This window comes from Leptotrichia hofstadii, from assembly GCF_007990525.1.
In the GTDB taxonomy this organism is placed as follows: domain Bacteria; phylum Fusobacteriota; class Fusobacteriia; order Fusobacteriales; family Leptotrichiaceae; genus Leptotrichia; species Leptotrichia hofstadii.
Window position 1 is genome coordinate 2,447,143 of record NZ_AP019823.1, and the last position, 25,504, is coordinate 2,472,646.

Here is a 25,504-nt window from a genome sequence, read left to right on the forward strand (position 1 = left end):
ATCTAATTTTTTTCAATAAAATCAGTCAAAACTCCGCTATCCCCAATTTTATTTTACAAAAAAAAGGAAAATCCCCAAATTAATCCCTTCCATCCTAAATTTTTTCCATTTCTTCTATTCACGTCTTATGCCTCTTTCTTTTCTTGCTTCACGTACATCTTCCATCCTTTCGGATAATCTTTTTTTTACCCACATCATTACTTTTCTTGATTATAATTATTTTGAAAATTCCCTCTATAATGAATATATAGAAAAAATAATACAATAATGCTATAATAACAAAACAAAATCTACTAGCAGGAGAGGTAACTTATGAAAGAACTATTTAAAAGTAAAATAGAAATTATCGAATTTTTGAAAAAATTTTTCATTCAAAAAAGAAAAAAAGAACTGGAAAATGAACCAAAATTATTAAATGAACTAAATAAAAAATCAACCTTGCTAAACAATCAGCTAAAATTAAAAAATACAAATAAAACTAAAATAAATAAGCAATTGGAAAAAATTCAAAATATAAAAAATGGTAAGATACAAATTATAAATGTAAATAGATATGTTTTAAGGTTTCTGCTAATAGTCCTATTTTATATTTCATTTTTAAATCTTGCGTTAAATCTAAAAGGATACAACTACTTTATATATGCTTCAGCTGTTATTATAATAATACTATCGTTTTTGTCAATGCTTATAACTTTTATTATTAAAAAGAAAATTTTTACTGCTTATTTTTACGACTATAGTATTAAAAAAATTCTTCCAATGGCTTTAATTTTCTTTGGAGCAGGCTACTTCCTTAATTCTTACAAAAACGAACTTGAAATATTAAATAAAAAATCCATTCTAATAAAAAACGCAGAAATAAATTCAATAGACGAGTTAAAAAACAGCACTCTCGAAATTGTAAACAAAGATGGAAAAACAAAATGGAAAGTAGATAAAAATTTAAAAATTCTTACTTACGAAAACTCTCAAAAGGGAAATATAAATATCACAGATACAGTAATTGACGACAATAACAATGTAAATTTATCTTTTATAAATGAAAAAAATGAAACAATATGGCTAAAAGGAAAAATAATTTATTTCAACTGGGATACCGTAAAAATAAAACTAAAAAATAAAAAAATTATTGAAGGAGAAGTATCTGGAAAAATAATTAAGCTGGAAACTGGTAAAACTTTAATATTAAACAATAATTTTGAATTACGGGATGAAAGTAAAAAAATTAGTGATTTTGGTGTGATGGGAACTAGTTTAAATATCAAAAAAATTATAAATAATTTTTTGTTTACATTTTTAATAATTTTTATTTTGATAGAATACGAATACTACAATTTTCCATTTGAAGAAAAAGAAAAAATAGTATCCAAATTAATGCTAAATGAAAAAAATACTCTAACAATAAAAAAATCTGTTTTTTCAATCCTAAGAACAATAAAACTGCTAATGTTCCCAATAGCCTTGATTCAAACGCTACTAATAAGAGATTTTATCTTTAGTCTGTTTTTTGACAAAAACCTAAAAAAAGGCTACGACATAATAAACGTCCTCGTATCCTATTTTTCAAAATCCTACTTGCTAATTTTTATAATACTCCTGCTCCCAATACTAACAGAGTTATTTAATATTCTAAAATTAATTAAACGCTACATAATACTAAATAAAATAGACAGATTTTCTAATATAAAGAAAAAAAGAAATTATTCTCGAATAATGATTTATAACAGAAAAAAAAATAACCGCTATTTAAACTCTTTTATAAAAAGAACTTATAAAAAAGAGTAATTTTACTAAAAATTTTCCTGTATTAAAATCTAAACCAAATTATATAAATAATATACAAAATATAATTTGAAAATACAAATAAAATGAAGAAAGGAGATCAACTATGAATAAGTTTTTTAAATTATTATTGTTACTTACTTTTATAATTGCTATTAGCCTATTTTATAAAAATCATTTAAAAAAAGCAAGAATAAATGTATCGGATTGTCCAAATAATCGCTATATGGCAAACAGAAAAGAATATTATGAAAAAAATTATAAGATTTTTAAAGAAAGGCAAATAAAATTTTATATAGATGACAAAAACGGAAAAATGCGAGAAATTGCTAATCAAGATGAATTTTTTGCTTCATTACGAGAAGCTACAGATTATGCTTATGAAATAGTTGGAAAAAAATGGTTCTATACAAAAAGAAAGTTATTTGGAATAGCATTTGGAATTGATAAGGAAGCAAAAATAAAATATATTTCAGTACCAGAAAAAGAAAAGAAAAATATATTAAAAAATATAGATAAATATCCTGAAAAGAATATAGAAAATAAATGTGTACTAGTAGAAGTGCTGAAAGGCAATTATTAAGAATACTAGAATAAAAATAAAAACAACTTTAAATTTTAAATATTTTTAAAAACAAAAATGAAGCATTAAAATTAAAAAAGGAGATAAAAATGTCAGAATATAGAACAGTATCTACAGCAGCAATGTTAGGAACATATGAAGATTTTTTAGAATTATTTGAAAAAGGATATGAAGATAAAGAAAGTGTCTTGAAAAGTAATATTTTATATGATGCCTTAAGAAATAATAATGACGAAGCACGTTATAAAATATCAATTTTTTTAATAAATAAAGGTGCTAATATTAAATACAGAACAAAGGAAGGAACTACTTTATTTTTTCCTTTATTTGAAAGTGGAGGGAATGATATAGCTGGAACAACAGAATTATGCAGAATTTTTTTAGAAAAAGGAGCAGATATAACAGCATTATACAAACCATACAGAATTGTAGTTTTTAAAAATATTTTTAATTATTTTACTAATGAAAACGAGATGATTCCACTATATAAATTAATCTTTTCTCAACCAGGATTACAATTATTAATAAAAGACAAGTGGGGATTAACAGCTTTAGAATTTGTTAAAAGGTGTCAGAAACCAGTAGCATTAAAAATGATGGAAGATTATATAAAAAAATATAACCTGAAAGAAGACAGTTAGAATTTTTAGATAACCGTTGTTGTAAAAGACAGCGGTTATTTTTCAGGATTAGTATATAGCATTTTCGCCATTCTTTTTAATATTATTAGAATAATTATTATTGCGAAATAAAGGGAAATACTGACTGATTTGACTTGCGTATATCATATAAAAGAAAAAACATAAAATTATGAAAAACATTTATTAATAATAAGTAGTTTTTCAAAATCTGAATAAAAATCTCCTATACAAATACTTAAAAGTTAGATTTGATTTTTTTACAAGGCTATCAAACTAATTATTATAAAATTTTATTACTATTTTTTAAATAAGGTTTAGTATAAGTTACTTTATTTCAATAGACCTGTTCGACAACTTGTATAAAGACCAATATCAGGGTATAATAATACTGGTGATGAAAATGATAAACAATGTTGAAAGAATAAAAAAACTTAAAGAAGAAAACTATCAGAAAATTTTTGGCATTAAAAAAAATACCTTTGATAAAATGCTGAAACTTTTGAATGAAGCATATAGAATTGAACATTTAAGAGGCGGACATCCGCCAAAACTGTCTGTTCTTGACAGACTTGTAATTATGCTTTCATACTATCGTGACTACAGGACTATGGAAAATATTGCCTTTGAATACGGTGTTGCAAAAAGTACCGTCTGTGAGTGCGTTAAGTGGGTTGAAAACATCTTGATAAAAAGCGGGGAGTTTTCCTTGCCCAAAAAAAGGGAGCTTGTCAGGGACACTGAGATAGAAGTCGTGCTGGTTGATGCTACGGAATGTGAAATTGAGCGTCCTAAAAAAAATAGCGGAAATACTACTCAGGAAAAAAGAAAAGGCACACGATAAAGGTTCAGATAGTGGTAGACGAAAAGGATTTAAGGATACTCAGCGTCTCGTTTTCGCACGGGAGCGTTCATGACTTCAGGCTGTTCTGCAGAAGCCGTGTGCATTTTTCAAAAGATGTCCTTTTAATTGCCGACAAGGGATACATAGGCATGGATAAGATACACGGCAACAGCCTGGTGCCTAGAAAATCGACAAAAAAGCATAAACTAACTAAAGAGGACAAGGAATACAATTCAATTATTTCAAGACGTAGAATTTACATAGAGCATGTGAACAGGCATATCAAGAAATACAGGATAGTGTCTACACGTTATAGAAACAAGAGAAGAAAATTTGCCCTGAGATTTTCGTTGATTTGTGCAATTTATAATTTTGAACTATAAGTTATCGAACAGGTTTAATAAATTAATTATTTAAACGAAGTTTAGTATCAAGTATACTAGATGTATTCTCTAACCTAAGTTTTTTCATTTCCACAAAGGGCAACACCCCTGCTTCAGAATATTTATTTTATTAAATTCTAAATACATATCGTTATCAAACAGGCCTACACTAAACACACTCTACTTCAACACTTTTCAAAAGTCCTGAATTGACTACATTTCTATGTTAAGTACGTGTATTCTAAAACTTCATTCTTCTTTTCCCCCTTTACTTTTATAAGCAAACAAATTCTATTATCCAAAATCTTCATTTCTCCATAATATAAATCAGGACTGCACAAATATTCTTTCTTCATCATAAATTCCCCATCACAAAATAAAAACTCAAATATCTTCTCATAATCACCATTTCTAAACCTATAAAATCCAATATAATTTTCCTTAAACTCCCATAATTTTCTATCACTATACCGAATATCATTATCCAGAATAATTTCTTCAATAAAATACAACCTATCTCCTTCTTCTCTAACCACAACATTCCCTTTGCCAGCATAATTCCAACCTGTCGAAGACCCTTCCAAACTCTCCGCCTTAAAAGAAATCCTTCTAACATTTCTCATCATTTCATAAATATCGATAATTCTATCCATACTATTTCTCCCTTAATTTCAAACATCTTCCAATATATTTATTACAGTATATCAAAAATAAAGTACAAAATAAAGAAAACAAATACTATTTATCCATTTTTATAAGTAAAGTTATCACCTTACAACCATTAAATACTCTCTAAAATTTATGTATAAAAATAAACAAATTTATTTTGCAACTACCTAGTACTATTCCCGTCCTCTTAATAGAAAATATTTAACAAATTTTAAATTACATACTATTTAACTTCTTGCTCATAATATGATTTCTATAATAAAACTCTCAAATTTGAAACCCCATTAAAAAGCATAAGTTTACTTTTCTGAAAACAAAAAAGACAAGAACTCTTTTTAAAGAAAGTTTTCTTGTCTAATTAACAATATTCTTGGAATAATTTACTATTTTGATATTTAGAATAGTCTCATTCATTAACATACTGTATAATACTTTATACTTTTTTGTTTTAAATTCTTATGAAATTTTAACAAAAAAAAATGGCGTCCCCGGTTGGACTCGAACCAACGGCCCTCTGATTAACAGTCAGATGCTCTAACCGGCTGAGCTACGGAGACACGCAAAAGAAAAAAAGTTTGGCAACTGCCTATTTTCCCGGGACGAGTCCAAGTATCGTAGGCGCAGGCAGACTTAACTGCCGGGTTCGAAATGTGACCGGGTGTATCCCTGCCGCTATAATCACCAAACTTTTGAATATAGATTGCATTGCCTAAGGCAATGGGAAATAAATAGTAGCAGTAAAAGACTACATAAAAAGCATACGTAATATTAGTACCAGTCAGCTGAACGCATTGCTGCGCTTGCACCCCTGGCCTATCAACCATGTGTTCTCCATGGATACTGCGAGCACTCATCTCAAAGCCGGCTTCCCGCTTAGATGCTTTCAGCGGTTATCCGTCCCAGACGTGACTACCCAGCCGTGCCACTGGCGTGACAACTGGTACATCAGAGGTCTGTCCAACCCGGTCCTCTCGTACTAAGGTCAGATCTTTTCAGTGCTCAGGCGCCTGCAGTGGATAGGGACCGAACTGTCTCACGACGTTCTGAACCCAGCTCGCGTGCCTCTTTAATGGGCGAACAGCCCAACCCTTGGGACCTTCTCCAGCCCCAGGATGAGACGAGCCGACATCGAGGTGCCAAACACTTCCGTCGATATGGACTCTTGGGAAGTATCAGCCTGTTATCCCCGGGGTAGCTTTTATCCGTTGAGCGACGATCCTTCCATACGGAACCGCCGGATCACTAACTCCCACTTTCGTGCCTGCTCGACCCGTCAGTCTTGCAGTCAAGCTCCCTTATGCGTTTGCACTCCTAGGCTGATTTCCATCCAGCCTGAGGGAACCTTTGAACGCCTCCGTTACTCTTTGGGAGGCGACCGCCCCAGTCAAACTGCCCATCTAGCACTGTCTCCGTTACCAGATTAGAATTTCAACGGCATATGGTTGGTATTCCAACGGCGACTCGGCTGAAACTGACGCCTCAGCTTCACAGTCTCCCAACTATCCTATACACACACAGCCAAAACCCAATGCCAGACTGCAGTAAAGCTCCACGGGGTCTTTCCGTCCTACTGCAGGTAGCCGGTATCTTCACCGGCATTACAACTTCACCAGGTCTCCAGCCAAGACAGCTCCCAAATCATTTCACCATTCGTGCAGGTCGGAACTTACCCGACAAGGAATTTCGCTACCTTAGGACCGTTATAGTTACGGTACGCCGTTCACCGGGGCTTCAATTCGGACCTCTCAGTCCTCCTCTTAACCTTCCGGCACTGGGCAGGTGTCAGCCCATATACGTCGCCTTCCAGCTTAGCATAGACCTGTGTTTTTGGTAAACAGTTGCTTGGGACTCTTCACTGCGGCCTGTTTCCCCTTGAGGCGCTTCTCCTCTCGGGGTATGTCGGGCACCCCTTCTCCCGAAGTTACGGGGCTATTTTGCAGAGTTCCTTAGCTAGAGTTATCCTGTCGGCCTTAAGTTTCTCACTCTGTCCACCTGTGTCGGTTTACAGTACGGGCGCTGGTTCTCATCGATAGAAGTTTTTCTCGGCAGTGTAGGATCTGCGGCTTATGCAAGATGCACTTACCCGTCAGGTCTCACATTTAGGCATGCGGATTTTCCTGCATGCCCATGCTACGCCCTTAGAAAGGCTATTCCGTCAGCCTTCCCGCATACCTTCCTGCGTCACTCCGTCTCTCAGGCGATAACAGCGGTACAGGAATATTAACCTGTTTTCCATTCGCCATCACATTTTTGCTTATGCTTAGGTCCCGACTTCCCCAGGGCGGACAAACCTTCCCCTGGAAACCTTGGACTTCCGGCCGGCGGGATTCTCGCCCGCCTTCTCGCTACTCATTCCTGCATTCTCACTTCTGATACCTCCAGAACGGCCTTGCGGCATTCCTTCAACGGCCTACAGAACGCTCTCCTACCAGGCGTGCAGACACGCCTCCGCAGCTTCGGTTTATGTCTTAGCCCCGTTACATCTTCGGCGCAGATACTCTCGACCAGTGAGCTGTTACGCACTCTTTCAAGGCATGGCTGCTTCTAAGCCAACCTCCTGGTTGTCTGTGAATATCCACCTCCTTTCCCACTTAGACATAATTAGGGACCTTAGCTGGCGGTCTGGGCTGTTCCCCTCTCGTCCGCGGACCTTGTCATCCGCGGACTCACTCCTGACTATTAATATATGGTATTCGAAGTTTGCTTGATTTCGGTAAGCAGTACGCCCCCTAGACCATACAGAGCTCTACCCCCACATATCTTAACGTCAAGGCTGCACCTAAATGCATTTCGGAGAGAACGAGCTATCTCCTAGTTCGATTGGCTTTTCACCCCTAGACCTGCCTCATCTCCCAACTTTTCAACGGCGGTGAGTTCGGCCCTCCACTGAGTCTTACCTCAGCTTCAGCCTGGACAGGCCTAGATCACTAGGTTTCGCGTCTATGACCAGCGACTTGTCGCCCTGTTAAGACTCGGTTTCCCTTCGGCTCCGCTATATTAACCTTGCCACTGATCATAACTCGCAGGATGATTAACCAAAATCCACGCAGTCACGCGTAAAGCGCTCCTACCGTTTGTAAGCACACGGTTTCAAATTCTGTTTCACTCCCTTGCTCAGGGTTCTTTTCACCTTTCCCTCACGGTACTCTTCACTATCGGTCAACAACAGTATTTAGCCTTGCGTGATATGGTCCACGCTGATTCACGCCAGATTCCTCGTGCCTGACGCTACTCGGGTGCTTCCAGTCACCATATGCATTTTATGTTCTACAGGACTATCACCTTCTTTGGTCCAGCTTCCCAGCTGGTTCCACTTACATGCATACAGCTTAAACATTATGACAATCCGTTAATGGAAGTCCCGCAACCCCGTGCCAGCAACGCTGTCCGCTTGGCACTGGCACGGTTTAGGCTTTTCCCCGTTCGCTCGCCACTACTGAGGGAATCGTTTTTACTTTTCTTTCCTCCCGCTACTTAGATGTTTCAGTTCGCGGGCTTACCGTTTTCACGCATGCCCTCCAGGCATGCAGGTTTTCCCATTCGGAGATCCGGGGATCAACGATTATGTGCATCTCCTCCCGGCTTATCGCAGCTTATCACGTCCTTCGTCGGCTGTTGTTGCCTAGGCATCCTCCGTGTGCCCTTGTCAGCTTTTTATCCAGAATAACTTTTACTCCAGTTTCATTGTAATCTTTTACCTACTATTCATTTCCCATTGTCCTAAAGACCATAAAGATATGCGAAGAAGCAGTGCAGTGAATTAGCTCCTTAGAAAGGAGGTGATCCATCCGCACCTTCCGGTACGGATACCTTGTTACGACTTCACCCCAATCACTGTCCACACCTTAGATGCCTTCCTCCTTGCGGTTAGACCGGCAGCTTCAGGTGCAGACAACTCTCGTGGTGTGACGGGCGGTGTGTACAAGACCCGAGAACGTATTCACCGCAGCATTGCTGATCTGCGATTACTAGCGATTCCAGCTTCATGAAGTCGAGTTGCAGACTTCAATCCGAACTTGGACCGGCTTTGAAGATTCGCTGGGCGTTGCCGCCTCGCAGCTCTCTGTACCGGCCATTGTAGCACGTGTGTAGCCCAGATCATAAGGGGCATGATGACTTGACGTCATCCCCACCTTCCTCCTGCTCTTCGCAGGCAGTCTCGCCAGAGTCCCCAACTTAATGATGGCAACTGGCGATAGGGGTTGCGCTCGTTGCGGGACTTAACCCAACATCTCACGACACGAGCTGTCGACAGCCATGCACCACCTGTCTCCACGTTCCCGAAGGCACTGCCCGCTCTCGCAGGCATACGTGGGATGTCAAGATCTGGTAAGGTTCCTCGCGTTGCGTCGAATTAAACCACATGCTCCACCGCTTGTGCGGGTCCCCGTCAATTCCTTTGAGTTTCAGCCTTGCGGCCGTACTCCCCAGGCGGATTACTTATCGCATTTGCTTCGGCACGGACACTCTTCATGCCCACACCCAGTAATCATCGTTTACGGCTGGGACTACCAGGGTATCTAATCCTGTTCGCTCCCCCAGCTTTCGCACTTCAGCGTCAGTTGCCGTCCAGTGAACTATCTTCATCATCGGCATTCCTGCACATATCTACGAATTTCACCTCTACTCGTGCAGTTCCGTCCACCTCTCCAGCACTCTAGCCAGGCAGTTTCCAGGGCAGGCTTGCGGTTGAGCCGCAAGTTTTCACCCCAGACTTGCCTGGCCGCCTAGATGCCCTTTATGCCCAATAATTCCGGATAACGCTTGCGACATACGTATTACCGCGGCTGCTGGCACGTATTTAGCCGTCGCTTCTTCTGCAGGTACCGTCACTTCCTTCTTCCCTGCTGAAAGCACTTTACAATCCGAAAACCTTCCTCGTGCACACAGAATTGCTGGATCAGGGTTGCCCCCATTGTCCAATATTCCCCACTGCTGCCTCCCGTAGGAGTAAGGGCCGTATCTCAGTCCCCTTGTGGCCGTCCACCCTCTCAGGCCGGCTACCTATCATCGCCTTGGTGGGCCGTTACCCCGCCAACAAGCTAATAGGACGCAAAGCTCTCCCGCAGCATCTCTTTTCATTGCCGGGCACATGCGTGCCGGCAACTGTATCAGGTGTTGTCAGTCGTTTCCGTCTGTTATCCCTGTCTGCAGGGCAAGTTCTTTACGCGTTACTCACCCGTCCGCCTTGGCTAGCCTGTGCAAGCACAGATTCGCCAAAGACTTGCATGTGTTAAGCATTCTGTCAGCGTTCATCCTGAGCCAGGATCAAACTCTTCATTCAATATATTTTACATATATTTAAGTTCCACCTTTGTCTTGACGAGAATCTTGTTTTACAACAAGAGCTCTTGACTGTTATCTATCTTTTACACATTATTGCTTCTTCTATTCCTATCTCTATTGTCCTGCGACACGATTTCGTATCGACAGAATATATATTATCATAACTGAATTTATTTGTCAACTACTTTTTTTCAAAAAATTTGTGTTTTTTGTAGTTATAAAGGTTTCTTTACTGGTATTCCTACTTTTCTAGGATATTTTATATTTGTTTTTTGAAGTTTTATAATCTCCAATATTATTCTTGCATCTTTGCTTTCTGGAAGATAAAATTCAAAAGTTTTGTTTATTTTTGCATTTAAAATCTTTAAAGCATTTTTCGATTCTTCTATTTCGTTTAGGTTTAATTTTTGCGGTAAAAATCGTCCATTTACTTTTATGAATGGAATCATATACTCCAGTATTATTCTTAAATTTGCTACTCCTCGACAAAGAGCAACATCAAAACATTCTCTTCTATCTTTTATTAATTCTTCTGCACGTTCAAAACTTGTGGTTACATTCTGTAAATTTAATTCTTTTATTACTTCATTTATGAATTCTATTTTTTTCCTTACTGAATCTACTAACAAAAACTTTTTCTCTGGGTAATAAATGGCAAGTACAAGCCCAGGAAATCCAGCACCTGTTCCCACATCTATAAAAGATTTTTCGTCATCATTTATAACTTTTGTTAAAAGCAAGGAATCTATAAAATGTTTTTCCAGCATTCCTTTTTTCTCACGAATTGCTGTTAAATTCATAATTTGATTTTTATTATATAAAAGTTCCAAAAATTTCAGCATTTGTGTAATTTTTTCATCTGGTACTTTAATTTCTGATTTTGAAAGCAAGCTTAAGAAATATTCTCTTAAATTGGCTTCTTCGTTTATATTTTCCACTTTTTCTCCTTACGTTCCATTAATATATAAAAGTTTTTTTATAGCTAGATTTTATTTTAAAACTCCATCTAAATACATGAGCAACACAGAAACATCTGCTGGTGTTACTCCAGACATTCTAGATGCCTGTCCTACATTATACGGTCTATTTTCTTTCAATCTTTGTTTTGCTTCTCTTGTAATTCCCTTCATATTATCATAGTCAAAATTTTTAGGAATTTTTTTATCATCCAGTTTTTGCTGTTTTTCCATAATTTGGATAGCTTTGGCGATGTAGCCTTCATATTTTGTCTGAACTTCAATTTGATATTCAGTTTCATCGTCAAAATTTAGATTTGGTACATTTTCAATGATTTCAGCGATATATTTTATATCCTGATATGTAACTTTTGGACGACGTAAAATTTCCTTTAAAGTCGTTCCACTTTTTAGACTTTCATTGTATTTATCAAGAATTTCCATAAGCCTTTGGTTACTGCTTCCAAGTTTTATATTCTCAAGGTTTTCTATTGTTTCCTTAACATTTTTTTTCTTTTCCTGTACAATATCGTAATACTTTTTATCAAGAAGTCCGATTTTATAAGCTTTTTCAGAAAGTCTTATATCAGCGTTGTCTTCACGTAAAATAAGGCGGAACTCAGATCTTGCTGTAAACATTCTATATGGCTCAAACAATTCCTTATTTATTAAATCATCTATCATTGTCCCAATGTATGAACTCTCCCTATCCAAAATAAACGGCTCTTCTCCTTTAATTTTTAAAGCTGCATTGATTCCTGCTATAATTCCCTGTGCAGCCGCCTCTTCATAACCACTTGTCCCATTTAGCTGTCCAGCTAAATAAAGTCCTTTTACTTTACGGGTTTCAAGAGTGTAGTCAAGTTCGCTAGGGTCTACAATATCATATTCCACAGCATACCCGTATCGCATTATATGAGCATTTTCGAGTCCATCAATTGTATTTACTATCTTCTGCTGCAAACTAGCGGGATAACTTGTGGAAAGTCCGCTTATGTAGACTTCCGCCGTGTCAAATCCTTCTGGCTCCAAAAACAGATGATGGCTGTCTTTATCATTAAATTTTACAACTTTATCTTCAATTGACGGACAGTATCTTGGTCCTGTGCTGCTTATACTTCCATTATACATTGGCGCTTTATCCAGATTATCCATTATTATTTTATGTGTATTTTCATTAGTTCTTGTCAAATAGCACGATAATTGCGGTTTTTCCAAAACTTCATCATTTGGCGTTCTCATTGAAAATTTTAATGGAATACCTGTTATTCCTGGCTGTTCTTCCAATTTTTCCAGATTTAATGTTCTAATATCAAGTCTAGGAGGTGTCCCTGTCTTGAATCTATCCATTTTAAATCCTAACGATTTTAAGGAATCTGTAAGGTCATCTGCCGATAACTCTCCCATTCTTCCACCTTTCACCCTTTTATCTCCAATGTATAAAAGTCCTCTCAAGAATGTTCCTGTTGCAAGTACAACTGCCTTTGCAAAAAACTCCATTCCTGTCTTAGTTCTTATCCCTTTTATAACTTTTTCAATTCTTCTGGAATCATCTTCAAAAATTTCAACTTCTTCAACAATTAATTCTGTGACAATATCTTGAACAGTATCTAAATTTTGCTGATTTTCTATTGTTTTTTTCATTTCCCTTGCGTAAATTTTTCTATCTGCCTGAGCTCTTAACGAACGAACCGCTGGTCCTTTTTTTGTATTCAGAATTCTCATTTGTACAAAGCTTTTGTCCATATTTCGTCCGATTTCTCCGCCTAATGCGTCAACTTCCTTAGCCAGATGGCTTTTTGCAGGCCCTCCAACTGATGGATTACAAGACATAACACCTATATTATCTAATGTTATTGTAAAAATTGCTGTATTCAACCCTAATCTCGCCGATGCCAATGCCGCTTCAATTCCTGCGTGTCCAGCACCAACTACAATTACATCATAATTTCTCATTTTATTTATAAATTGTAATTTTTATTCTCAAAATAATACTTTGACCTAAAATTACACTCTCCTTTCAATTACAATTCTTTTTATAAATCCATTATATATTAATATTTTGTTTTTTTCAATAAAGTATTTTTTAAAAAAAGAAAAAACGAGTTATTCAACCCGTTCTCGTTATTTAATAATTATATTTTTATTTTCTGTTTTGGTGGAAATGACGGGAATCGAACCCGTGTCCAAAATAAAAAGTTCTTACTATCTTCTACAAGTTTAGTCTATTTAACGCTTTAACCGTTAGATATTAAACAGACAAAAGTCTAAAGGCGAGATTATAAGATTTCCCCAAATGACATAATCATACATTTGAGTAAGCCATTAAAAATGACATCATCTAATGGAAAAATGGCATTCCCAAAAGAGATGAGCCGCTATCTTAGGCAGCTAATGCGTAATTATCGTTTCCGATTATTTTTAAGTTGGATTTTAAAGCTCCCGCTTACTTGCCAATAGTAATCTTTTTATCCTGTCGAAACCAAAACATTCCCTTAACTATTTTTAACTCTTAAGTAATTCTATCACAAAAACATTTATTTTTCAACAGCCGTTTTAATTTTTTTTAATGTTTCGGTGCAAAAAGGCTTATTACACCGTAAGACGCTAAAGTCATTATTACTGCAGCTATTACGACTCCTAATCCAATGTAAAAAAATGACCTTTTTCTATTAAATTGAAGCAACGCCGCAATTAACGCACCTGTCCAAGCACCTGTCCCTGGAAACGGAATTGCTACAAACAGCATTAAACCAATAAATTCTCCTGTTGCAAGCTCTTCACTTCGCTTTTTAGCACGATTTTCTATTTTTTCGATAAATTTTACCATAATATTATGTTTTTTCATAAATTCAAAGGCTTTTACTGAAAACATCAGAATAAATGGTACAGGAAGCATATTTCCAACAATCGAAACAATTATATTTAAGTACCAGGGCAATCCAATAGCCGCTCCAATCGGTATTGCACCACGAAGCTCAATTATAGGCAGCATTGATATAAGAAATATTCCAATCATTTTGTTTAAAAGTGGAGCTCCAATCAAAGTTACCTTTATAAAATTTTTAAAAGATTCCATCATTTTTATTTTTTACTTTATAATAATTACATTCATTAATTATTACAAATTTCTCCTTTATTGTTTATTTACGTTGTTTCAAGAGAACGCATGCTCTATTTTTTTATTTAAAATCTTATCTAATTCTTACAAAAATTCATACATTTACAACATATTTCCAACTAAATTTAATTATTTTTTTGTAATCACAAATATTAACGGCTGTGATTTTTCCAAGATAAACCCAGATTCATTAAAGCCACCAAATACTTTTACATTGCTTATGCCTAACTGTTCAAAAAATTTCATAAAATCAAAATAATTGACATTTGTTAAAACTTCCTCATTTTCAAACTTATCATCCAAAATAGTTTTGAAAATCACATTATTATCAGAATTTTTGTAATAATAACGTTCAAATTTCACATTTTCATTTTCAATCAATGGTAAATTTCCCAAAAAATCAGATTCAGATTTTTGATTTTCAAAAAATTTATAAAAATTTATTAGTTGAATAATCAGTTTTCCATTATTTTCAAGCTGTGAATAAGCCTTTTTTAAAAATAAAAAAATCTCATCTTTGCTATTCAAATGCGATAACGTATTTCCAACATTTATTATTGTGTCGAATTTTCCCAATTCATCAATTTTCAGCATATCCAATTTTTTTACATCAACATTTTTTTCTCTAGCCTGCTCAATCAATTTTTCATTTATATCAATCGAAATTACATCATATCCTTCATTTTTCAGAAATTTTGACAAATTGCCTGTTGCAGCTCCCACATCAAGCACTTTTTTCCCTGTAATATATTTTTGAAAAAAATTCTTCTGAACATCTGAAAGCGAAAAAATAAAATCATATTTTTCTGCGATTGTATCGTAAAACTTTTTCATATTTTTTTTATTTTCCATATTTTCTCCAAATTTTAAAATTTTTTGAATTTTAACAGCAAAGTTATAATTTTAGATTATTATAACATAAATTTTATAAAATAAGAATTAAATTTGCCCAACTTTTTGGGGTCAACACATCTATCTAATTTATATAATTTTTTTGATAAAATTCTTATTCTTTAACAAGTATTAATAACATTTTGAAATTTTCTGTTTCGGCTTCCACAGCATGAGGTATATTTGCAGGAAGAACAGCACTTTCACCTTTTTTCACAACAAATGGTTTTCCATCAACATAATATTTCCCTTCCCCATCAAGCACAGTAACCAAAGCATCTCCAGGTGCTTTATGTGGATCAAGACTCTCACCTTTCCAAAAAGACATAATTGTCATTACTAAGTTTGGTTTTGCTACCAAATTTTTACTTACTATTTTCCCTTCCTGATATTCAACAACTTCAGCAAGATTAAAAGCACTTGCACTTTCCAGCATTTTTAATGTCTTATTTTCCATATTTCCTTCTCCTATCTTTTCTCCAATTTCAATTAACTTCAAATTATCCCTTGCTTCAATAGAGTAATTATGATTTGCTGTGATTTCAAGAAAATCTCCATTGGAAATTGTTTTTTTATTATTTTCAATAAAAATTTCTCCATTACCATTAAAGCAGTAATAATAACGGTTTCCAAGCATAGCTTCTGCAGTTATTTCCTCATCTTTTGCTAAAGAGAATAAAGAAATATAGCTATTTGGCTGATTTAAGATTCTCATGCTTACAACTTCGGCTTCCTTAGATGTGATAAGCTCATTAAAATTTATCGGTTTTGCAACTTCTATTTTAACCATAAATCTCTCCTTAATTTATAATATTTTTTCCAGCTTTTTCATAAACATTTCCTGAATAAATTGATATTCTCCCATTCCTACTAATTCTGTTTCCACAGTATATCCATTTTTTTCAAGAATTGTTTTCCATGAATTTTCAGTATCTGACATAATGTCTTTTTTTGCATGTTTACCAGCAACTATTAAAAAAGGTTTTAGCAGTATTTTTTTATAATCTGTATTTTGTAATTTCTCTAAAATATCTGAAATTTGAATCTTTCCTTCAATTGTTCCAATAAAAATATTGTTTTTTCCAGCTTTTTCATATTTTTTCTGTAACTTTTCATAACTTTTATCCGAAATATCTTCTGAACCGTGTCCTACAAAAATAATTGCATCATTGTCTTTTGTATCATTAAATTCCTCATTTTCAACAATTTTTTCATAATCTTCTTCCGCAAACAATAACGGTTCTGAAATTTTTCCGTATTTATTATTCAATTTTTTGTACTCAACTCCATCCAAAATATGAAGCGACATTGTTACAATATTATTAAAACCCTTATTTTTTAAAGCATTCAGAACTTCTTCATGATTAAAGACTAAATAATTTTTTTCAGTTTTCAGTTTATGGCATACTCTTTTAGACGTAAATGCACGTTCAAAATTATTTTCTCCATATTTTTTCTTTACATTATTTTCTATAACCTCAATTGTTTTTTTTAATGTCTCAGTATGTACAGTTCCATAACTTGCAACAACAATCCCTTTTTTCATAAACTACATTTCCTTTCAATTTTATAAAGCATACTTTAACCTCTTTAAATATCCAAAAATTCATAATTAAACAAGATAACCGTAACCTTTTAGTTTGGCTTTAAACTGATTTTATTATAGTATAACACATATTTAAAAAAATAGAAATTTAAAAATAAATATATTAATTTTCTTCCAATACAAAAAAAGAAAACCGACCATTTCTAGTCGATTTCCTAAGTTAATTTTTAAGATTTCTGTTTAAAATCAATTATTTAGCAATTTTGCTTGCGAAGTATCCTAAAGTTCTGATTAATTGAGCTGTATAAGACATTTCGTTGTCATACCAAGATACTGTTTTAACTAATTGAGTATCTCCATTTTGAACAATTTTAGTTTGAGTTGCGTCAAATAATGATCCGAAGTGGATTCCAACTATGTCAGAAGATACTAATTGTTCTTCAGTGTATCCGAATGATTCAGTTGCTGCTGCTTTCATAGCTGCATTTACTTCTTCTACAGTTACTTTTTTCTCTAAGATAGATACTAATTCAGTTAATGAACCAGTTGGAACAGGTACTCTTTGAGCAGCTCCATCTAATTTTCCGTTTAATTCAGGTACTACTAATCCGATTGCTTTTGCAGCTCCTGTTGAGTTAGGAACAATGTTTACAGCTGCAGCTCTTGCTCTTCTTAAATCACCTTTTCTGTGAGGTGCATCCAAAGTGTTTTGATCTCCAGTGTAAGCGTGGATAGTTGTCATTGTACCAGTTACAACACCAAAGTTATCGTTTAATGCTTTAGCCATTGGCGCTAAACAGTTAGTTGTACAAGAAGCTCCTGAAATAACTGTTTCAGATCCATCTAAAATTTCGTGGTTTACATTGTAAACAACTGTTTTAACATCGTTTCCACCAGGTGCAGTAATAACTACTTTTTTAGCTCCTGCTTTAACGTGTAATTCTGCTTTATCTTTTGTAGCAAAGAATCCTGTAGCTTCTAACACTACATCAACACCTAAATCTCCCCAAGGTAAGTTTTCAGGGTTAGATTCTGCAAAAGTTTTAATTTCTTTTCCATTTACTACGAAAGCTCCTTCTTTAACTTCGATAGTTCCATTGAATCTTCCTTGAGATGAATCATATTTGAATAAGTGTGCTAACATTTTAGCGTCTGTCAAATCATTAATTGCCACCACTTCAAATTTGTCTGTTTGTTCAGTCATTAATCTTAATGCTAGTCTTCCGATTCTTCCAAATCCATTAATTGCTACTTTAACTGCCATTTTAATAATACCTCCTAAAAATTTTAATATATTTAAAATATATTATTCTATACAATTTGAGTATACCATATTTTTGTTTAATTTTCAACAGTCAGAAATTAATAAAATTTTATACTAGGATTACTAAAAAATTATACAAGTATTTCATTTTTCTATAATAAAAAAAACTACTATAAAAATTAGTAGTTATATATCACATAATTTATAATTAAAATGGCTGGGCTGAATGGATTCGAACCATTGCATGCTGGAGTCAAAGTCCAGTGCCTTACCGCTTGGCGACAGCCCAACAATATTTCCTAAGACAAGAACTATTATACAAAATAAATTTAATTTTGTCAATACTTTATTTTGAAACTTTTATATAATTTCTAAATTTATGCTATTTTATCGCTTAAATTCTATTAATATTCGACAAAAAACTGAATGGCTTTTAAGTTTAATTTCTATTTTAAAAATAATCTTATTGTAAAATATAAACCTCTAAAATATACTAAAAAAAGTATACTCAAGAGGTCTTTTTCTTAATTTTCTTTCTCAATCTTCTGTTTACAGGAATTTGTATCCTCTATTTTAATTCTATCCCATCTTCTGTAACTACAGGATTTGTAACTTTCCATTTTCCATTTACCCTTTGAAGCGTTGCCGGCAAATCATCCAGAATTACATCTTCATCTGTAACATTTTTTATTTCTTCAGCAAAACGGCTTACCAGCTCTTCCACTGCAACATTGTAGAAGTTTCTTTTGGCAGGCTCGTTTCCTCTTCTTTTCATAATTCTTTCCAGTTCATCCACACTTCCAAATCTTGCACGTTCTACAACTCTTCCAATAATATCGTTGTTTATTGCCAGTCCGTTTGCAGCTCTTGTCAAGTTTCTTGCTTTTATGTCGAAAACTACATCCACTTTGTTTTCTGAAATGTGATTTATCTGTTTTGCTTCAAATCTCAAAGTTGATTCCTTTATTGCCTCCTTTGCCAATTCACGTACATATTTTTCTGCAATTTCACGTTTTAGTGAATTGCTTACGATATAATTTCTGTCAAACAGATTATTATATGCCTGCTTTTCAAGTTTTTTTTCATTTTCTCCTATCACAGCATTTACATAGCTGTAAAAGAAATCCTGCAAATCTCTTTGGAGCGTATATTCAATTTCCTTTTTTTCCCAGTTTGCCGCTCTCTGCTCTTCCTTTTCCCTTCTGATTGTTTCCGATATGCTACGGTTTGACGCGAGGATATTTCCTGCCGCCGCCAGCATAATTACAAATAATATTTTTTTCATGCTCATCTCCTTATTCTGTTTTTTTTGATTTTCACTAAATTATAACACACTTTTTAGTTAAAAGTATTAGTATATCCTAAGTCTTCAACTTGCCACTTTCCAATTTTTTTTTTCAAAATATCACTTATAATGTAATCTTTTTCAAAAAATTGTTCAAATGCCTCTTCGCCAATATTTCTTCTTGCTTCCGTAATTCCAAAGTTTATAACATAATCTGCAAAAGGTTTTGTTTTTTTTTGAACTGCTTCCTCAATCTCTTTTTTTTTCGCTTTCCAATATTCTGCTTGCTATTGAATTTCTTGTACTTTTAGTCTTTTGCGACTTTGGTGCTGTAAATGTATTTCCTGTTACCGTTAATATTAGCGGAAATAATAATTTCTTCATAGGTTACCCTCATTTTTATTGATTTATTAATTAAAAGCGTTCCTTAAATTCTCCAAATTTTCTATTTCCCATTTTCCATTTACTTTTATTAAATTTACAGGTACATTGCTTAAAAATACATTTTCTTCTTTAATTTCACTCAAGTTTTCATTCAAAAGATTTATTGTTTCTTCCAGTGCTACGTTATAAAAATTTCGTTTTTTATCTTCATTTCCTTTATTTTTCATAACTTTTTCAAATTCATCCACAAATTTATATCCTAATCTTTTAAAGCTTCTTTCGTAAAGTATATCATCTTTTCCTCCTATATCAAGCACTTTATCCAAATTTCTTGACGTGAAGTCCAAAGTTACATTTACTTTATTCTCTGAAATATAGCTAATTTGATTAATTTTAATTTTTAAATCAAAAGACTTTAAAATAAATTTTACTATTTCATCTGAATATTTTTTTAAGATTTCTTTTTTCAAAGGCTCACTTATGACAAAGCCTTTTTCAAACAGGCTGGCATCTTTTTCAATTTCCTTTTTATAATCATTAATTCCAATACTTAAAAGCTTATTGAAAATAGGGGCCATATCCCTTTGAATGACGTTTTCAATCTCCTTTCTATCGCTTTCTGATATTCTGCTTGTTGTTACGGATCTTGTGCTTTTAGACTTTTGTGATCTTGGTGCCGCGAATGTATTTCCCATTACTGCCAGCATTAATACAAATAATAACTTTTTCATAAACTCTCCTCATTTTATCGTTTGGTTTTCTTACAGAAGTATAACATATTTTATAAAATATTAAAATTAAAAATTATTTCAAAGGAAAAGTTGCATTTAATATTGGAATTTATGGAGATAAAAAACTTACGAAAAAATAATTTATGTAACGCAATACAAAGAACTTATAATCTAGAAAGAGTAATTTAATACACAAAAAAATAAAAACATGATTATCAAACTATTGTCAGTTTCTTTAATCATGTTATTTTTTTACTATTTTACATATTTTTCAACTTTTATTTTTTAAATCACATCTTTTCCCAAACTCATCATATTCTTCTCTTGCAACAATCTTATTATTTTTATCAAAAAAAATCCAGTTATAAAACTTTCTCCCATCTCGTATAACACCGTTTATAACTGCCTTTTCTCTCAAATTATCGTCTTTTCCCTTACTAAACCATTTATTAAAATAACGAAAAAAATTATTTTTTATTTCCACAAAATCTGTAACTTCTATTTTTGCATTTATTTTTCTCCCGTTTAATCTATAAATCGGAACATCTTTTTCAAAATCTTTTTCTTCAATTTCAATAATATTATTTTCTACTTCCAATTTTTTCCATTTCTTGAGATTATTCCATTCTTCCAAAGTCATTTTTATCATATCAAAATCTTTAATAGGCTTAAAATCACGAAATTCTATAATTATATATTCTCTAATAAATTTTCCTATTTCTTCATTTTCTAAAAACTCGCCATTCTCAAAGACAATCCTATTTACATTATTTTCTTCAATAAATTTCATTATATTCTCAAAACCAATTTCCCGTGTTACAACATCATCAAAAATTTCTATTTTTTCTTTCCAAATTGATTTATACAGCCCAACTTTTTTCAGTTCTATACGAAATTCCTTCTTGTTTATTTTTTCTCCCACTTTTATTTTCTCAAGAAGTTCAATTAATTTTTTTGAAAAATCAACCTTATTTTTATGAATTATTTCTTTCAAATATCTAATTGTGCTGTTTCTCAAAATATCATAATTTCCTAAAATTTCATTTTTCAATTTTTCATCATTCGTAACTTCATTTTCATAACATTTCCACGAATAATCCTGCCCATCAAAACAATGAAATATTTTATCTCCCTTTTCTTTCTCAAAATCATAATAAGAACAGCTATACAGCGGATCATCTTCCCTTCTCAAATCAAATGCCACATAATTTTTATCTTCTTTTGCTTCTCCAATATGCAAAAAACATTCTGCTTCAAAAAAAGAATCATTTTTCTGATTTTCAAGTTTTATAATTTTCATATTTCCAAGTCCTTATACATTAAACAATATTAAAAAAAACTTCATTTATTAATTTTTGAATTTTTGGAAAAAACTCACTTAATTCCATAGGTGCGTTTTTATTAAATTTATTTTTTAATTGAGGAAGTTTAGATTCTAATATTTTCTTTGGCTTTTCATTATCATAACTATATAACATTTTTTCAATTTTTTTATTTTCCACCTCAATCTGCTCTTTTGACAAAGTAACATTTTTTCGCTTTATTACTTGATACTGCCCTGCAAAAATTTGCATAGAAAATATAAATAGAATTATTGTTATTAGTTTTTTCATTATTCTTCAATTCCTTTTCTAAATTCATGCGAAAATGCTTTGTCATAAAGTTTAGATTTAGAATATTCATTTCCCATAAAGTTTCCTACAAGAATTTGTGCCGTTTTTGTAATTTTTTCCTTTTTCACAAGTTCAGCAATGTTTTCTAATGTTCCCATAACAATTTTCTGATCTTCCCAAGTTGCTCTTTGAACAATTGCAATTGGTGTCGTTTTATCGTAATGTTTTAATAATCTTTTTACAACTTCATCTATCATTTGCACAGATAGGAATATTGCCATCGAACATTTGTGAGAAGCAAGGCTTTCAAGACTTTCTGCTTCAGGGACAGGCGTTCTTCCTTCCAGTCTTGTACAAATTATTGTCTGACTTACATCCGGCAAGGTAAATTCTTTTTTTATTGCAGCAGCGGCAGCTACAAACGAACTTACTCCTGGAATTACTTCATATTCAATCCCATATTCATCCAGAATATCCATTTGTTCCCTTATCGCACCATAAATGCTCGGATCCCCAGTATGCACCCTTGCTACCAGTTTCCCTTTTTTCTGTGCCTTTATCGTAACTTCCATCACTTCATCCAAGTTCATTGGAGCGGAATTATAAATTTCAGCTCCATCCTTATGGCAATCAATAACCTCTTTTGGAACCAATGACCCCGCATAAATTATTACATCTGCTTCCTTTACAATTTTTTGCCCTTTTACTGTAATCAATTCAGGATCTCCTGGTCCTGCTCCTATAAAGTATACTTTTTTCATTAATTTCTCCTTTCAATTTCTTCTTTATTCACACATTTTACTTCTGTGTCAGAAGGATTTTAATTCTATCTCTTTATTCCAATTTTTCTTGTATTCCTCGTTAAATATTTTCATTATATTTAAAATTTCTTTTAAATTTTCTTCCAGTGAGCTTTTTCTAAAAAACGATTTTGCATATTTATGTAGTTTGTCATAACTTTTATCATTATCGTGAGCTTTTTTTATGTCATCTATGAGATTCATCATTTTTAACAATTCATTTTCTTCAAAAAAATTATCTATTTGATTATATAACTTAGACTCTATAAAATGATACAAGGGAATTAACATTTCCCATTCACTTTTAATATAATCTGCTATACTTTTTATAAAGTCTCCCCACTTACCTTTCACACTGCTTAAAAAACAAGGTATACTCTCTAAATCTAAATTTTTAAATATTTTGTCAAAATTTCTAACTGTGTATAATTCTTCTATATTTTGTATTTCCTTTATTTCTATATCAGAATACCTGCACATCTCTATACATAAAGAATTAAACCTTTTAAATATTTTAGCTATCCTATTATACACAACTTCTTTTTTAGGTTCTTCTTCTTCATTTTTTATTTTTTCCTGTATTCTTTCAATCCAAAAAATAGTAATTCCAACAAATATAAACTCGAAAAAGAAACTTGAACCTATGGTTTTTATAAACTCATTTTTATTTAATTCTCCTAATATCCAGATATTCCAAAATACAATGGATGAACATACTAAAAATATTAAAAGTTTTTTATTACTTTTCCAAAATTTCATATATTTATCTTTCCCTTTCATTGTTACTCTACTTTTTTAATTATTCCTATTTTATTTTTTTACTGAACACCTTGATAATTTTTTTTTAATTTTATTTTTCTCATCATATTCCCCTAAAACTTTTTCCACCTCATTTTCAAGAACTTCCTCATTAGGAATAATGTGTATTTTGAAGCAAAAATTTGATTAGAAAGTTAGTGTATATTCGGACTGAATACCATTCTCTTTCATAAAATGCTCTTCTTTTATCATCAGATATACTCAAAACCTCACAATACTCTGCTCTCTCTCACTATTTTCCTACTCATCTTCTATAATAATTTTCAATTTCTAGCAACCTTCACTAATTTCCCATAAAAAGCTACACCTACAAAAATAATATCCTTTATTCCTTTTTCTTTCAAGTTTACATCATACTTTTTAGAAATTATTTGTTCTACTGCTTCTTGGCTTTCTTTATTTAAACTTTCTTCACTTTTGGCAACTTTAAATTCTAAAATATAGGCTTTATCATTTTTGTTCTTTGGCTCCATTACTAAATCGTATCTTCCTAAGCCACTTTCTTTATTTGAACTTATATGATATTGATTCTCTAAATAAAGGCTCATTCCTAAAATTAATCCGTGATAAAAATCTTCATTTTTTGTATCATGGTAACTTGCTGAAGTCAACAGAATTTCTTGAAATTTTTCTTCAAAATCTTCTATTCTATTTTCAGTCAAAGCCTCCATTAAATCTATTAGTTTACTTCCTCTTCCAAAATATCTTTCTAAAAATGTTTTTCTAAAAAGATCCTTCACTTCTTTATTTGGTAATCTTAATGTGTAAATACTTTCGTGAACATCTCCAATTTTTTCTTTAACTGTTAAATAACCGCTAAATAGAAGTAATTCCCATAATTCATCCTCGCCTAACAACCTTGATAAATCTGATGTAGAAGATATATTTTGCTTTAAACCTTCTCCATTAAATAATTTTTCTAAAGCTCTAATAGTATATTTGTTTGTTGTTTTAAGTACATCATTTATTAAATCATTTCCTGAAGTGTCTACCCAGTAGGCTCTTAATTCTTTAGATTGTAAGAAATTTAATATGCTCCAAGGATTATAAACTTCGCTTTTTCCAAATTTATAGCCATTATACCAATCTTTAACATCTTGTATTTCGTATTCTAAATCATAATCTTTTAATGCCTGTTCTACTTCTTTTTCTGTTAATCCATAACAATCAGAATAAAAATCATTTAATATAGTATAAGTGCTTATATTATTTAAATCTGAAAAAATACCAGCTTTGATAACTCTAATAATCCCTGTCATTACTCCTATTTGTAAATAGACATTATCTTTCATTACTGTGCTGTAAAAAGTTTTAAAAAAGTTTTTAGCCTTTTCATAATATCTGTTCATATATGCCGATACTAGAGGAGCATCGTATTCGTCTATTAATACCACAACTTTTTTATTATATTTCTCATATAATATTCTTGCTAAAAATTTTAATGAAGATTTTAATCCTTCAACTTCTATTTCCTTGTTAATAATTTTTTTGAAATTCAATAAATCAAATTCATCTAATTCTTTAGCTAAATTTTTATATTCTATAAATATATTTTGTAACAACTCTTTTATTCCAACTTGCATTTCTTCCCAAGATTCAGCTTTTAAATCCTTTAAGGATAAAAATATAACAGGATATTGCCCCTGCCTTTTAAAACTTTCTGCCTTTTCTATATACAATCCGTTAAAAAGTTTTTTATTTTCTTTAGCTTCCTTAATATCAAAAAAATATTTTAACATCGACATATTCAACGTTTTCCCAAATCTTCTTGGTCTAGTAAAAAGTTTTACTTGAGAACCATCTTTAATAATCTCATCAATAAAATTTGTCTTGTCAAAATAATAATAATCTTCCTCTATTAAATACTTAAAATCACTTATTCCTATTGGCAATCTCTTCATAGCGAGTC

Annotated in this window: 21 protein-coding genes, 2 tRNA genes, 3 rRNA genes and 1 other RNA gene; 5 read left to right on the top strand and 22 right to left on the bottom strand. The window is 32.6% G+C overall.

The genetic code is table 11. The features are described from left to right. Positions 1–312 precede the first annotated feature (312 nt). From FVE77_RS11570 to FVE77_RS11590, 5 genes are all read left to right on the top strand, one after another. Positions 313–1,785, top strand: coding sequence for a hypothetical protein (locus FVE77_RS11570; RefSeq protein WP_026745106.1), 1,473 nt, complete (start codon positions 313–315; stop codon positions 1,783–1,785). A 103-nt stretch (positions 1,786–1,888) separates the two neighbouring features. Further along, a complete protein-coding gene (locus FVE77_RS11575) occupies positions 1,889–2,365 on the top strand; it encodes a hypothetical protein (RefSeq protein WP_026745107.1) in 477 nt (158 codons plus the stop codon). Positions 2,366–2,454: 89 nt separating this feature from the next. Then, a complete protein-coding gene (locus tag FVE77_RS11580) occupies positions 2,455–3,006 on the top strand; it encodes a hypothetical protein (RefSeq protein WP_026745108.1) in 552 nt (183 codons plus the stop codon). Positions 3,007–3,406: 400 nt separating this feature from the next. After that, positions 3,407–3,847: a transposase family protein gene (locus tag FVE77_RS11585; RefSeq protein ID WP_026745109.1), complete on the top strand. Its 441-nt coding sequence runs from the start codon at positions 3,407–3,409 to the stop codon at positions 3,845–3,847. 11 nt (positions 3,848–3,858) lie between these two features. After that, a complete protein-coding gene (locus tag FVE77_RS11590; protein ID WP_232052927.1) occupies positions 3,859–4,230 on the top strand; it encodes a transposase family protein in 372 nt (123 codons plus the stop codon). Positions 4,231–4,451: 221 nt separating this feature from the next. On the opposite strand, the gene FVE77_RS11595 is transcribed toward FVE77_RS11590, so the two are convergent. The 22 genes from FVE77_RS11595 to FVE77_RS11695 form a co-directional block, all read right to left on the bottom strand. After that, a complete protein-coding gene (locus FVE77_RS11595) occupies positions 4,452–4,883 on the bottom strand; it encodes a DUF6314 family protein (RefSeq protein ID WP_026745111.1) in 432 nt (143 codons plus the stop codon). Positions 4,884–5,379: 496 nt separating this feature from the next. Then, positions 5,380–5,456 (bottom strand) — tRNA-Asn (locus tag FVE77_RS11600). Between the two features lie 16 nt (positions 5,457–5,472). After that, positions 5,473–5,585, bottom strand: a 5S ribosomal RNA gene (gene rrf, locus FVE77_RS11605). Between the two features lie 62 nt (positions 5,586–5,647). Continuing rightward, positions 5,648–8,556 (bottom strand): 23S ribosomal RNA (locus FVE77_RS11610). Between the two features lie 115 nt (positions 8,557–8,671). Then, a 16S ribosomal RNA gene (locus FVE77_RS11615) occupies positions 8,672–10,183 on the bottom strand. The 16S, 23S and 5S rRNA genes sit together here with 1 tRNA gene alongside, the layout of an rRNA operon. Positions 10,184–10,400: 217 nt before the next feature. Continuing rightward, a complete protein-coding gene (gene rsmG / locus FVE77_RS11620) occupies positions 10,401–11,123 on the bottom strand; it encodes a 16S rRNA (guanine(527)-N(7))-methyltransferase RsmG (protein WP_026745924.1) in 723 nt (240 codons plus the stop codon). A 51-nt stretch (positions 11,124–11,174) separates the two neighbouring features. Further along, positions 11,175–13,097 (bottom strand): tRNA uridine-5-carboxymethylaminomethyl(34) synthesis enzyme MnmG, encoded by a 1,923-nt coding sequence (gene mnmG / locus FVE77_RS11625; protein WP_026745923.1) that lies wholly within the window; start codon positions 13,095–13,097, stop codon positions 11,175–11,177. A 200-nt stretch (positions 13,098–13,297) separates the two neighbouring features. Next, positions 13,298–13,636, bottom strand: a transfer-messenger RNA (tmRNA) gene (ssrA, locus tag FVE77_RS11630). 71 nt (positions 13,637–13,707) lie between these two features. Continuing rightward, positions 13,708–14,223 (bottom strand): COG2426 family protein, encoded by a 516-nt coding sequence (locus FVE77_RS11635; protein ID WP_026745922.1) that lies wholly within the window; start codon positions 14,221–14,223, stop codon positions 13,708–13,710. Between the two features lie 168 nt (positions 14,224–14,391). After that, positions 14,392–15,114, bottom strand: coding sequence for a class I SAM-dependent methyltransferase (locus FVE77_RS11640; protein ID WP_197735413.1), 723 nt, complete (start codon positions 15,112–15,114; stop codon positions 14,392–14,394). Between the two features lie 154 nt (positions 15,115–15,268). Then, positions 15,269–15,943: a cupin domain-containing protein gene (locus FVE77_RS11645; protein WP_081690298.1), complete on the bottom strand. Its 675-nt coding sequence runs from the start codon at positions 15,941–15,943 to the stop codon at positions 15,269–15,271. 15 nt (positions 15,944–15,958) lie between these two features. Further along, positions 15,959–16,699, bottom strand: a complete 741-nt coding sequence (locus FVE77_RS11650; RefSeq protein WP_026745919.1) for a sirohydrochlorin cobaltochelatase — start codon at positions 16,697–16,699, stop codon at positions 15,959–15,961. Positions 16,700–16,949: 250 nt separating this feature from the next. Beyond that, a complete protein-coding gene (gene gap, locus FVE77_RS11655; protein WP_026745918.1) occupies positions 16,950–17,963 on the bottom strand; it encodes a type I glyceraldehyde-3-phosphate dehydrogenase in 1,014 nt (337 codons plus the stop codon). A gap of 214 nt (positions 17,964–18,177) precedes the next feature. Next, positions 18,178–18,252 (bottom strand) — tRNA-Gln (locus FVE77_RS11660). A 279-nt stretch (positions 18,253–18,531) separates the two neighbouring features. Continuing rightward, a complete protein-coding gene (locus tag FVE77_RS11665) occupies positions 18,532–19,248 on the bottom strand; it encodes a hypothetical protein (RefSeq protein WP_051254483.1) in 717 nt (238 codons plus the stop codon). Between the two features lie 249 nt (positions 19,249–19,497). Then, positions 19,498–19,632 (bottom strand): hypothetical protein, encoded by a 135-nt coding sequence (locus FVE77_RS13025; RefSeq protein WP_269472240.1) that lies wholly within the window; start codon positions 19,630–19,632, stop codon positions 19,498–19,500. A gap of 26 nt (positions 19,633–19,658) precedes the next feature. Next, entirely contained in the window at positions 19,659–20,363 is a 705-nt protein-coding gene (locus tag FVE77_RS11670) for a hypothetical protein (RefSeq protein ID WP_026745917.1), read from the bottom strand. A 271-nt stretch (positions 20,364–20,634) separates the two neighbouring features. Beyond that, the gene (locus FVE77_RS11675; protein WP_026745916.1) at positions 20,635–21,663 is read right to left on the bottom strand and encodes a hypothetical protein; all 1,029 of its coding nucleotides are present in this window, start codon (positions 21,661–21,663) and stop codon (positions 20,635–20,637) included. A gap of 19 nt (positions 21,664–21,682) precedes the next feature. Then, complete coding sequence (locus tag FVE77_RS12765; RefSeq protein ID WP_026745915.1) at positions 21,683–21,976, bottom strand: hypothetical protein; 294 nt, start codon at positions 21,974–21,976, stop codon at positions 21,683–21,685. Beyond that, entirely contained in the window at positions 21,976–22,737 is a 762-nt protein-coding gene (cobM, locus tag FVE77_RS11685; protein WP_026745914.1) for a precorrin-4 C(11)-methyltransferase, read from the bottom strand. The genes FVE77_RS12765 and cobM overlap by 1 nt, the downstream gene beginning before the upstream one ends. 48 nt (positions 22,738–22,785) lie before the next feature. After that, positions 22,786–23,535, bottom strand: coding sequence for a hypothetical protein (locus tag FVE77_RS11690; RefSeq protein ID WP_155828130.1), 750 nt, complete (start codon positions 23,533–23,535; stop codon positions 22,786–22,788). Between the two features lie 323 nt (positions 23,536–23,858). Then, entirely contained in the window at positions 23,859–25,496 is a 1,638-nt protein-coding gene (locus FVE77_RS11695) for an AAA family ATPase (RefSeq protein ID WP_026745912.1), read from the bottom strand. Positions 25,497–25,504: the final 8 nt, after the last annotated feature.

Excerpts from the sequence above, each read along its gene's own strand:
- FVE77_RS11570 (WP_026745106.1), top strand. The coding sequence starts at position 313 with ATGAAAGAACTATTTAAAAGTAAAATAGAAATTATCGAATTTTTGAAA.
- FVE77_RS11575 (WP_026745107.1), top strand. The coding sequence starts at position 1,889 with ATGAATAAGTTTTTTAAATTATTATTGTTACTTACTTTTATAATTGCT.
- FVE77_RS11580 (WP_026745108.1), top strand. The coding sequence starts at position 2,455 with ATGTCAGAATATAGAACAGTATCTACAGCAGCAATGTTAGGAACATAT.
- FVE77_RS11585 (WP_026745109.1), top strand. The coding sequence starts at position 3,407 with ATGATAAACAATGTTGAAAGAATAAAAAAACTTAAAGAAGAAAACTAT.
- FVE77_RS11595 (WP_026745111.1), bottom strand. The coding sequence starts at position 4,883 with ATGGATAGAATTATCGATATTTATGAAATGATGAGAAATGTTAGAAGG.
- mnmG (WP_026745923.1), bottom strand. The coding sequence starts at position 13,097 with ATGAGAAATTATGATGTAATTGTAGTTGGTGCTGGACACGCAGGAATT.
- FVE77_RS11635 (WP_026745922.1), bottom strand. The coding sequence starts at position 14,223 with ATGATGGAATCTTTTAAAAATTTTATAAAGGTAACTTTGATTGGAGCT.
- FVE77_RS11640 (WP_197735413.1), bottom strand. The coding sequence starts at position 15,114 with ATGGAAAATAAAAAAAATATGAAAAAGTTTTACGATACAATCGCAGAA.
- FVE77_RS11645 (WP_081690298.1), bottom strand. The coding sequence starts at position 15,943 with ATGGTTAAAATAGAAGTTGCAAAACCGATAAATTTTAATGAGCTTATC.
- FVE77_RS11650 (WP_026745919.1), bottom strand. The coding sequence starts at position 16,699 with ATGAAAAAAGGGATTGTTGTTGCAAGTTATGGAACTGTACATACTGAG.
- gap (WP_026745918.1), bottom strand. The coding sequence starts at position 17,963 with ATGGCAGTTAAAGTAGCAATTAATGGATTTGGAAGAATCGGAAGACTA.
- FVE77_RS11665 (WP_051254483.1), bottom strand. The coding sequence starts at position 19,248 with ATGAAAAAAATATTATTTGTAATTATGCTGGCGGCGGCAGGAAATATC.
- FVE77_RS13025 (WP_269472240.1), bottom strand. The coding sequence starts at position 19,632 with ATGAAGAAATTATTATTTCCGCTAATATTAACGGTAACAGGAAATACA.
- FVE77_RS11670 (WP_026745917.1), bottom strand. The coding sequence starts at position 20,363 with ATGAAAAAGTTATTATTTGTATTAATGCTGGCAGTAATGGGAAATACA.
- FVE77_RS11675 (WP_026745916.1), bottom strand. The coding sequence starts at position 21,663 with ATGAAAATTATAAAACTTGAAAATCAGAAAAATGATTCTTTTTTTGAA.
- FVE77_RS12765 (WP_026745915.1), bottom strand. The coding sequence starts at position 21,976 with ATGAAAAAACTAATAACAATAATTCTATTTATATTTTCTATGCAAATT.
- cobM (WP_026745914.1), bottom strand. The coding sequence starts at position 22,737 with ATGAAAAAAGTATACTTTATAGGAGCAGGACCAGGAGATCCTGAATTG.
- FVE77_RS11690 (WP_155828130.1), bottom strand. The coding sequence starts at position 23,535 with ATGAAATTTTGGAAAAGTAATAAAAAACTTTTAATATTTTTAGTATGT.
- FVE77_RS11695 (WP_026745912.1), bottom strand. The coding sequence starts at position 25,496 with ATGAAGAGATTGCCAATAGGAATAAGTGATTTTAAGTATTTAATAGAG.